Below are 9,671 nucleotides of genomic sequence, written 5' to 3' on the forward strand. Positions count from 1 at the left end.
ATGGACTTTTCATTTTCTATTGCAGTCATTTACGACTGCCTCAGCATCTTCAGTTTCCTGCCAATTGATAATAGCGTCATCAGCGACAGGGCTAAACGGATAGAATTTAGCTTCATTTTCAACAAATGATTGGTTACTGATGGCGTTATAAGCGCAAATCATCGACCAACGAGGCTCTGCTGCACGATTCTGATTTGATTTGTGCAACAAGTTACAATGGAAAAACAAGACATCACCAGGTTCAAGCTCTACATTCACTAACTCATGAAACTTCATTGCTTCTTCAACAAAGTCGAGGGCAGCCCCTTTTTGGTCGCCAGTTTTATTGTGATCTAACCGGCCTAAATGGTGTGAGCCCTTTAAAACCTGTAAACAGCCGTTCTCAACCGTTGCGTGGTTAATGGCGACCATGCAACTGATGGCTTTTGGATAAAGCATATTATTGTCACGGTGCCAATAACCAAAATCTTGATGCCATTCCCAAGCACCGCCTACAAACGGCTCTTTCATCATAATTTTAGTGCTAGTGTGGTAAATTGGCTCACCGATAAGGGTTTCACACACGTCAGATAGACGACGACTACGTGAAAACATACTGTATAAGTCGTTACCGGTTTCTTGCCACAAACAGACTTTACTAACCGCACCCCCTGCGTCTTTCTTGTGCCATGCACGATCATTTAACGAATCATCGTTAAACGCTTTTTCTTGCAAACGATCTATTTCCTCAAGGCTGTAGTAACCGCGAGCGATGACGTAACCATTGCAATTAAAGTCAGCAATTTGTTGCTCAGTTAAAGTGATGTTACTCATAATGTTGTCCTTTCGTTATTCAAACCAACCGTAAATTGTTAACAATATTGAGGTTGAATCATCAAAAACGCAAGTTTAAATTCATATAAAAATATAACATTTAAATATGAATATTAATTTATTCTTGAATATCGATATGATGCTAGTCTGTTGTCACTGAAGTTTTTTACACACGCCTTCGCTAGGCAATGAGGCCATCAATAGGTAAAATCAGTAATGAAAAATCACGGAGCAATATTCATTGAGTGACAAGCCCACAACCAAATACGCGGTACCTGCCCTAGATAAGGGCTTAGACATACTAGAATATTTAGCCAGCCAAGAATTACCCCGCTCCCAGAGCGAAATAGCTCAAGGCTTAGGGCGTAGTCCGAATGAAATATTTCGAGTGTTGGTGGGCTTAGAAGCCAGAGGTTACTTATTGCGAGACGATGTATCAGGGCGATATCGTATCTCATTTAAACTATATAATTTATCACGCAGTATTTCGCCGATTGACCAAATGCGTCAATGTGCCCTACCTTACATGGAAGATCTTGCGGTTAAGATCGGCCAGTCATGTTATTTATGTATGTTGTATCAAAGCCAAACCATGGTGATTATCCAAGCGCGTAGCCACAGTCCTGTGTTTCTGAATATTACCGAAGGGTCATTATTCTCAACACGCACCTCTACAGCGGGCAAGGTGCTGCTGGCTAACAGCAATCCCTCAGTAAGAAAGATGTTACTCGAACACGACCCTGATTTTGCTAGCTTAAGCAAAAAACAACAGCAGGATTTACAAGTAGAACTTGCACGCATCGAAACAGATGGTGTTTATGTGCAATCAAACATCTTAATTGATGGGGTAACCGATGTCGCTACGTTAATAGGCCAGCCCCAAGGAAAAGTTATCGCGTCATTAGCGGTCTCTTCACTGAACAGCAAATTAGGTAAACAACTCGAACAAAACCGTTTGATCACGGAGCTAACCGATACCGCAAAAATCATCACTGAACAGTTAGGTTGTTAACAAACAGACTAAGGCCCATCGTTCTGTCTTATTTTCCGTTGACTCAAAAACCAGTTTAGGTAATTACCGCAATAAGCTACGTACAATGCCGAATAGCGTATGACGGCCGGCCATAGCATGATTACCCTAGACTAAAACTCTTTTTAAAAGGGATCTTACTATGAGCGCGAACAAACGATTAACCGAATTGCAAGATAGCTATCACGCGATGATAGATAGTGTAGAAGAATTTGTAGTCAAAGAAGGTAAGACACTGCAGCAGGCTTTTCACGCAGCAGAGGAAAAGCTAGGCGAGAAAGCACAGATCAGCAAAGAAAAAATTCAACTAGCCAGCAAAGAATTAAAGGATCATTTACGCTTATGGGGTGAAGTTGTTGAGGGCGTAAGTGAGGCTTACAAGGACCAAATTAAATTCGATTTAGCTTATGTGAATAGCTCAGCTTGGAGCAAATTACAGAGTATTGCTAATGCGAGTACCGCAGAGTTATTGGAATTCACCAATACCCTAAAAAACACAGCACAAGATGCAGTAACAGAAAACCATAAAGCGGCTCACCAAGAGCACAATTTATGGGGCTCTGAGCATGCGTTGTGGTTAGATGAAGTCGCATTTTGGAAAAAAGAACATGAGCAAGCAATAACCAAGCTTAAGGATATTGAGAAAGTCCTTGAACAACAGTCAAGCACACTGAATCAGCATGTGAATGCTATTCAAGAACATGCAAAAAGTGATGACAAACACGAAAAAATAATGAAAGCAGCGGAGCAAGATCCAACCAGTAAAGTATTCGAAGAAGCTGATTGTAAAGAGGTCCCTGTGCATCAACACGAACGGCAATTGCATGCGAAAACTGCCGAAGCGCATCATGCGCTAAAAACTCGTCACTTTAAGACCATGGCTATGATTAATATGCTTTATAAAGAAACCCATAAAGTAGACTAACCAATGTGCCTGAGGTAGCTATATATTTAACGGAAAAACGATTCATCAGAACGTAAAATACAGGCTAAGCCGCAGTAGCTTATTCTATTCGCGCTATATCACGGCAGATGACGGCAGTGACCAACAGGATTTGCTCACTGTCTATTTGATATTCACAGTGCGTTTTACACTAAGTTACAACACAAAAAATTTGTTTCCCCTAGTGTAAGTCAATCCTCATTTAAAACTCGTAAAGTTCTTTTTCCCTGACTATTGCGCAGACACAGCAAAAATTATTTCGCCTTGCTCCTTATTAATTACCGCAACCTCTTGCAGTACCCATTTATCTGCCACGTCAGTGGCATAAACGTAAACCTCGGCCGCGGATTTATCGCCCTCAATGGAATAATTCAAATTAGCCTTACCACCTTCACCTGAATAGGTGATTTCACCCATCACAAAAAAACTAGGCTCAGGGTTTTCACCCACCAAGGCGATGACCCCAGGATGCGTTTTGACGGCCTGAACCGACAATTCGTACGCCTCACCTTTCATCATGCTCATCACCGCAACAAACATTAGCGGGAAGACAACAAACACCATCGCAAAAGCAGCATTACGCCACTTTTTTTGGACGGATTTGAAATGTGCTACATCACGCCAAGTGCGATTTTTCCAAGCCCACTCATTTCCTTTAGCCCCTAAAACAAACATCATCACAACATTCACCAGTGGCACAAACATCAGTAAAGAAATGAAGGTACTGTTACCGATACCCCATATCCAATTCAGTAAAAAGGCGCCCCAATTCCACCCTTTGATATCTTCTGGTACCACTGACGTTCTGCCCATACCAGACATGTATTCTTGTTCCATGTGCTTTTGCTCCATGTGTAATCGAGCTCCATTTTTACTTAGTGCTAACAGCTGCTTACTTATGCTCTTGCATCGGCCCTTTTACCATGACACCCATGATAGTGTGGTAATAGACTTTTAGATGAATACCGACATAAATGACTTAATTTACAACATCTAGTCACAATGTACTTACTACAGGTGACTTTGTTATTCATTAGAGCTAAACATAAGAACGAGTCTCTAGCTAGAAACCATTTCTATGAACAAAACCATATACGCGCTGCAAAATTTGCTTCTGTATTGCCTTACGATCTACTCCGTCTCGGTCCTTACACAAAGAAACCCCTTTTACTTCCCTGTCATAGTCACATTGATCAAGGTACACAAAATGACCTGCTCCTTGTTCAAGGCCGATTAAATTCGCGCCTTCAATATGCTCTGCAAAATATTTTGAATGTGTTTCATAAGGCAAAAAGTCGTTTTCAACGGAGCCTATGATCAAAGTAGGCACCTTTATGTTATTTAGGCTTTGCTCACTAACCGCGTGGCCCATGGCCGGATCTAGCGCAATAACGGCTGCAACACGCTTATCTCGCATTTGCTTTTGTAGCAAGCCAATTTTAGTTAACATGACTTTACTTAAGGGCTTACGCTCACTGGGGTTAGCATAGTTACAGCCTTTATCTTCTTTGGCGATTTCTGACCCACAATAGGCTTCCGACTTGCCTGCTTTGAGATGAGCACCAGCCAATGCCAATGACGTAAACCCACCAGAAGAGTGGCCAAACATAACGACTTTATCCGTTTTTATGAAAGCATCAAATAGTCCCTTTTGAGATAAACTATCGATTGCAAAGCTCACGTCTTGCGGGCGTTGCCAGAATCGCATGGCCGAATTCGGGTCTATGTTCTCAGGCCCATAAACCCAAGACTCGCCGAAATGCGCTACCCCAGCAACAAGCCACCCTTGGGAGGCTAATGCATAGCCAAGCCAGTTCATTTCACGAGGAGAGCCAAAGGCACCATGTGATATAACTGCAACCCGCTGAGGGTTTTGCTTTGCTAATAAGCAAATTGTTGCCTCACACGGTTTTGCACCACTTTGATACCAAAACTTGATTTTAGTGGGTCTATTCACTTTCTCGTTTATAAAGTCGACTTCTGTGGTCTTTAGTTCAATTGAAGTCTCCGATAAAACGTGAGCGCTATTAAAAAGAGCAAGCAAGGTAATTACGGTAAAGCAAAGCTTCGTTATTCTAAGTTTCATCATTCTTGGTGTATTTCCCTTTAGTATTCTATTGCGCCAATATACCTCCGCTGTTGAGACCGAGCTGTGCAGAAAGTGCGTTTTGTACAAGATACGCCACTTTAGGTAGTACGTTGGCTTTATTCTTTCATCGCCATGTTCTCGATTGCTAAATCTTCTACCGCAAAATATAACGCTGTTTTGAGTACTTCAGGCTTTGTTTTCAAAGGGTTGTTAAGATAGCACTGCACAATTTGCTGGTCTTTTAGCTTGATACTATTAGGTAGCACCCACTGTGCGTAAATTTGAGAAATAGTTTGCCACATACAATCATGTGGCCCGATATGCGTGAAACAGGCCCATAGGCCAGCCTGCCATTTAAAAACGTCCAGTTTTTCTTGGCAATGGGAAAGACCTTCTACGAAGCCAGCAAAAAAACGGCTTTGCGTTTGTTCACCCGCCCACGGGTTGTCAACCGACACTCCAATAGGCTGCAACTCGGCATAATTTAATGGCTCAGCAATAGCGGCTAATCGACCGTATAATGTTGTAGCGATCGTCGAAAAAGACTGCTCAGTAAAACCTTTGCCGTATAAACCGTAAACCGTCTTCTCAGGTAACGTTTTCCAAACAGGTTCTATTTTGTTCCCAGTGAGTCGCTTTTTAGGTATTAAGCTGCCAGCGCGAGCATTGAGCGGAAGATTTCCCTGAACGACATCACTCGGCGTAACAGAAAAATTTTTCTTAAATGCCCTAGAGAAAGAAGAAGGAGATTCATAACCAACGCTAAGAGCGACATCAATAATATTGGGGTTTCCCTGTTTGATTATGTGCAACGCTTTTTCCAGTTTGTGTCGCTGAATAAACTCGCCTAACTGGTAACCCGTTGCCGCAAAAAATATTCGGTTAAAATGATACTTTGAAAAGCCTGTATACTGGGCCAAATCTTCCAAGCTGATAGTCTGGTCGCTATGGTCATAAATATACTGCCCAACCTGACTAATGATTTTTATATTCTTATTCTTTTGGTTATCTACCATGAGTTTCTATCCAACGTCCACGATGTACTATTTTATCATCTTTCGTATTGCTTGCCTGAACTCAAAACACTTTGTATATGGCTGCCCCATGAGCGCTTTGCCTACTAACAAGCTCATGAATTCAAGTATTTTTACACGTATCTTACATAAACACCCATGCAAATGATCTAAGTTGAAACTTGTCGTCCCATTGTATTTATCATGGGTGAAACTCTATATGGTCGCTTTTTTAGTATGGGTGCATTTAGAACGTTCAGCATCCTCATTAATTCGTTGTAAAAGTTTAAATTTTCCCGCTGTGATAATTCACGTTGGTAGAAATTCCGCTTCATTCCAGCAGCTCAATCCGTGGGAAAAGCATCAGCTCAACAGGCTATTAAGATGGCAAAACACCATCACTATATCGCTAATAAAAGTGTGCTTTGCATCAAGCGGCACATTACAAAATCAAAAACTATCTATCGATAGATGCATCATGAATGAGCTGGTATAGTAACAACATTAAAGAGCGTGAGGGTTGAGCATGGAACAAACAAAAGTCATTATAATCGGCGGTGGTTTAGCGGGATTATATACAGCGACAAGGCTTGAGGCTTTGCACATTCCTTACGTTCTGCTTGAAGCAAAAAGCCAACTTGGTGGGCGCATTAGCTGTGTGCCTGCAGCAGATGTTGACCGCGAACTCGGTGTGCTTGCTGCTCAGGTTGCCGTTCAGTGTGCATATAGTCATGATATGGGCCCGACGTGGATTTTCCCTCATCAGCAGAAAATAAAGGCCCTAGCCGCAGAGCTCGAGGTTAAGTTGTTTGAGCAATACGCGGCCGGGGACGTGCTTTATCAAGCGCCTAATTCGACGAAACCCAGACAAATTACCGGTGCGGGAGCGATGCAGTTGTTTCGAGTTGATGGTGGTATGTCTCAGCTGACTCAAAAACTACATGCAAGCATTGACTCGAAGAGATCAAAAGATAAACGAGATCAGGCGAACGCACAGGGTAAAATCAAACTTGAGCATTGTGTTAGCAACATAGAAAAAGACGAAGAAAACGGACTCTGGACTGTTTCAGGCCACGTTGCTGGCAACAAGCAAGCGCTCAAAGATAGCAATCTAGAGCATACATATCTCGGAATTCAAGCTAGCGAAAATCTATCTCAAGTGCTTCATCATTTTGATTACAATGCAGAGCATTTAGTGCTTGCGTTACCACCGCGTATTATACAGCGTGATTTAGCGTCAAACCTGTGGGGCTCGCCGTTATTAAACCAACGTTTAGGCACGGTGCAAACATGGATGGGTGCCCAGGCAAAATTTGTGGCCACCTACCCTCAGCCGTTTTGGCGTAACAAAGGTCTTTCTGGCCAAGCGTTTAGTCAAGTTGGCCCCATGATAGAAATGCATGATGCCAGCGCCAGTGAAAACAACAGCTTTGGGATCTTCGGTTTTATTGGCATTCCAGCGAAGCAGCGCAATCAATTAAGTGAGAGTCAACTCAAACAAGCTTGTCTCGATCAACTAGCGTTTTTCTATGGTGAAGATGCGTATAGTGCAACCGATTGCTACCTCAAAGATTGGGCGGTGGACCCGTTTTGCGCCACAGAGCGAGACATTAATGAGCCATCGAAACACCCAGATTTCAACCATCGTGGACTAGATGACGAATTAAAAACACTTGGATTACATCTAGCTGGTAGTGAGTTTGCAGAACAGGATGCTGGCTATTTAGAGGGTGCAATACACGCGGCTGACAAAGCAGTTTCAGAGATTAACGAAGCACTAGGCAATACCCTTAATTAGCTCTGATAACACAGTGATTTTTTGTTTTGCTTGGCTTTCAGGCAGAATTTGATGAAAAGCGGATAATACAAACCTCCTAGTACAAAGCGCTAGGTAGGAGCCAAGCAGATTATTCAGATTCAGTGTGCTCTAGCGCCTCTGCCTTGGCAGCGGCTTCAAGTTTTGCGCGCTCTGCTTTAGACACATAGCCAGATTTCTTTTTACCGCTGTTTTTGGCGGCAACGGCCTTTACACGTTTTTTGTGAATTTGAGTGAGCTTTTTTTTTCTATTCATGTTTAATCTTTCTATTTGTCTAAATGTTTATGACTATTGCTTATGATTTTCTGTTTAACGGCCAAAGTGACTTCGTCAAACATCAAGTTAAAGGGGCAATTAACACGCAAAAAGCGCAAAGTGGATGCATTATACCCGATCAGTTGTGAGCTGTTACGATTCTTTCGTTACTGTCGTTTTTCTTTCTATATTTTTTCTTAGTTTCAATAAAGCGGCGTAAAAGCTGTTAGTATGCGCGCGTTAACGGCGTAACCAACATTTAGCCTTCACGTTTTACATGTGTGAGCAAATGTTAGCGCCATTTATTTCGCACATTTTTTACAGGTATACCATGACAGAGAAAACAACGAGAAACAGACGTATTCGTAAGAAACTTCATTTAGACGAATGGGCCATTCTTGGCTTTGAATTTAGCTGTAATTTGGCTGAAGTATCAGAAGACGAATACGAGACGTTCTTCAACACATTTGCTGATGTTGTTATTGCGCAAAACCTTTACATTACGCTTAACGATGAAAGCGAAACATTGGAAGGGTTCGTAACCTCTGCTGATCGTTACGGTAATGCTACGGAAGAAGACAAAACCGCTATCGAAGCGTTTTTAAACAGCCAAAACATCGCTAGCGATGTAAAAGTTGGCCCATTGGTTGACGCAATTTACGGTATCTAACAACGATATTAAATAACGGCATCTCACAAAGATAACCGAGCGTTGCTCGTGTGTTCTCTATGCACGGCAACGCAATGTTCTTCAATTTCCTGCTACACATATCTTCAACTCCCAAACACTCGTCTAGTGTGCTTTTCGGCGTCGTTTACAGAGCCTGACAATAGCGCCTGTTGTGCTTCATGCTCGGCGGTTCTTTCACTTGCTTGCTCTACCAAGTCTTGCATAAGCTGCGTCAACGCATCAATGCGCTCGTTTATCACCTCAAGCCTTTGTTGTTGCGCTTCGTTTAGGACTTCTTTTTCAATCAGGTTGTCGCGCTCTGACTCTAATGCTTCAAGTTCTGCCTTAAGCTCATCGAGGGTGCGTTTATCTACCCCTAATCTGTTCGCTAACAGGTACTCGAAGGCTTCCTCGCCGAACGTTGGCTCATGCTGTGGGGCATTTACGTTATTAGATTCGGTGATGCTATCTCGCTGCTTTGATTGCTGATGTGATTGTTGAACTGCCAATTCAGCGGCAAATGCTTGCCCACTAACGGAAGGCGTTTGCTGATTGGCGCTATCACCGTGAGTTGCTTTACCCACATCATTCGCTCGTGAAGCATATTCGTTTTGCCATTTTTCGTACTCGAAACTCGTTACTATCATTATTATTCACTCCTTCGACGAATGCATTCGCGCCTAACGCGTTTACACATAAACTACGTTCGCTTGAAGGAGTAGCATATACAGCGCCAACATGAGAGCTAATATCAGCGCTACAACCAATACCAAGACAAGTAGTTGAATACGCGCCTACATTGAGAGGTTGTTTAAAGCTTACGCCCCGTCAAGAAACGAAAAGAAAGACACCCATGATAAAAATGGTCAATTTTAAGGGCTGAACTACACTTGGTTTGTGTTTCATTCTGCTAGGTAGATGGATTATGCCTCAACCTCGAAAAAGCCAAATTAGTTTAATCGATACGCCCTATTACCATTGTGTTTCCCGGTGTGTCCGTCAATCATATTTATGTGGCACTGATAAGCACTCTGGGCAAAG

General features: G+C 42.5%; 10 protein-coding genes and 1 pseudogene. 5 read left to right on the plus strand and 6 right to left on the minus strand.

What is annotated here, in order from left to right; all coding sequences use genetic code 11:
- Positions 1–9: 9 nt before the first annotated feature.
- Positions 10–813 carry a phytanoyl-CoA dioxygenase family protein gene (locus GMES_RS11740; protein WP_006992912.1) on the minus strand — a complete coding sequence of 268 codons (804 nt, stop codon included), beginning with the start codon at positions 811–813 and terminating at the stop codon, positions 10–12.
- Positions 814–1,054: 241 nt separating this feature from the next.
- On the opposite strand from GMES_RS11740, the gene GMES_RS11745 reads away from it, so the two are divergent.
- Positions 1,055–1,825: an IclR family transcriptional regulator gene (locus GMES_RS11745; protein WP_006992913.1), complete on the plus strand. Its 771-nt coding sequence runs from the start codon at positions 1,055–1,057 to the stop codon at positions 1,823–1,825.
- Between the two features lie 160 nt (positions 1,826–1,985).
- Positions 1,986–2,768: a zinc ribbon-containing protein gene (locus GMES_RS11750; RefSeq protein ID WP_006992914.1), complete on the plus strand. Its 783-nt coding sequence runs from the start codon at positions 1,986–1,988 to the stop codon at positions 2,766–2,768.
- A 249-nt stretch (positions 2,769–3,017) separates the two neighbouring features.
- Here GMES_RS11750 and GMES_RS11755 read toward each other — a convergent pair whose 3' ends face one another.
- The 3 genes from GMES_RS11755 to GMES_RS11765 all read right to left on the minus strand — a co-directional run bounded on the left by GMES_RS11755 (position 3,018) and on the right by GMES_RS11765 (position 5,891).
- A complete protein-coding gene (locus tag GMES_RS11755; RefSeq protein ID WP_006992915.1) occupies positions 3,018–3,638 on the minus strand; it encodes a cytochrome c oxidase assembly factor Coa1 family protein in 621 nt (206 codons plus the stop codon).
- A 211-nt stretch (positions 3,639–3,849) separates the two neighbouring features.
- On the minus strand, positions 3,850–4,875 hold the full coding sequence (locus tag GMES_RS11760) for an alpha/beta hydrolase family protein (RefSeq protein WP_006992916.1): 1,026 nt from the start codon (positions 4,873–4,875) through the stop codon (positions 3,850–3,852).
- Positions 4,876–4,991: 116 nt separating this feature from the next.
- The gene (locus GMES_RS11765) at positions 4,992–5,891 is read right to left on the minus strand and encodes a helix-turn-helix domain-containing protein (RefSeq protein WP_006992917.1); all 900 of its coding nucleotides are present in this window, start codon (positions 5,889–5,891) and stop codon (positions 4,992–4,994) included.
- 523 nt (positions 5,892–6,414) lie between these two features.
- Here GMES_RS11765 and GMES_RS11770 point away from each other — a divergent pair.
- The gene (locus GMES_RS11770) at positions 6,415–7,686 is read left to right on the plus strand and encodes a flavin monoamine oxidase family protein (RefSeq protein WP_006992919.1); all 1,272 of its coding nucleotides are present in this window, start codon (positions 6,415–6,417) and stop codon (positions 7,684–7,686) included.
- Between the two features lie 109 nt (positions 7,687–7,795).
- Here GMES_RS11770 and GMES_RS22260 read toward each other — a convergent pair whose 3' ends face one another.
- Positions 7,796–7,960, minus strand: a complete 165-nt coding sequence (locus tag GMES_RS22260; protein ID WP_006992920.1) for a DUF2986 domain-containing protein — start codon at positions 7,958–7,960, stop codon at positions 7,796–7,798.
- 331 nt (positions 7,961–8,291) lie between these two features.
- Between GMES_RS22260 and GMES_RS11775 the strand changes: the two genes are divergently transcribed.
- A complete protein-coding gene (locus tag GMES_RS11775) occupies positions 8,292–8,630 on the plus strand; it encodes a YggL 50S ribosome-binding family protein (protein ID WP_006992922.1) in 339 nt (112 codons plus the stop codon).
- Between the two features lie 104 nt (positions 8,631–8,734).
- On the opposite strand, the gene GMES_RS11780 is transcribed toward GMES_RS11775, so the two are convergent.
- Entirely contained in the window at positions 8,735–9,277 is a 543-nt protein-coding gene (locus tag GMES_RS11780) for a hypothetical protein (RefSeq protein ID WP_006992923.1), read from the minus strand.
- A 278-nt stretch (positions 9,278–9,555) separates the two neighbouring features.
- On the opposite strand from GMES_RS11780, the pseudogene GMES_RS22470 reads away from it, so the two are divergent.
- Positions 9,556–9,671, plus strand: a pseudogene (locus GMES_RS22470) (transposase); the annotation flags it as partial.

The organism is Paraglaciecola mesophila KMM 241 (assembly GCF_000315015.1).
GTDB lineage: Bacteria > Pseudomonadota > Gammaproteobacteria > Enterobacterales > Alteromonadaceae > Paraglaciecola > Paraglaciecola mesophila.

Coding starts and splice junctions, on each gene's coding strand:
- GMES_RS11750 (WP_006992914.1), top strand. CDS start 1,986: ATGAGCGCGAACAAACGATTAACCGAATTGCAAGATAGCTATCACGCG.
- GMES_RS11765 (WP_006992917.1), bottom strand. CDS start 5,891: ATGGTAGATAACCAAAAGAATAAGAATATAAAAATCATTAGTCAGGTT.
- GMES_RS11780 (WP_006992923.1), bottom strand. CDS start 9,277: ATGATAGTAACGAGTTTCGAGTACGAAAAATGGCAAAACGAATATGCT.
- GMES_RS11760 (WP_006992916.1), bottom strand. CDS start 4,875: ATGATGAAACTTAGAATAACGAAGCTTTGCTTTACCGTAATTACCTTG.
- GMES_RS11775 (WP_006992922.1), top strand. CDS start 8,292: ATGACAGAGAAAACAACGAGAAACAGACGTATTCGTAAGAAACTTCAT.
- GMES_RS11740 (WP_006992912.1), bottom strand. CDS start 813: ATGAGTAACATCACTTTAACTGAGCAACAAATTGCTGACTTTAATTGC.
- GMES_RS22260 (WP_006992920.1), bottom strand. CDS start 7,960: ATGAATAGAAAAAAAAAGCTCACTCAAATTCACAAAAAACGTGTAAAG.
- GMES_RS11755 (WP_006992915.1), bottom strand. CDS start 3,638: ATGGAGCAAAAGCACATGGAACAAGAATACATGTCTGGTATGGGCAGA.
- GMES_RS11770 (WP_006992919.1), top strand. CDS start 6,415: ATGGAACAAACAAAAGTCATTATAATCGGCGGTGGTTTAGCGGGATTA.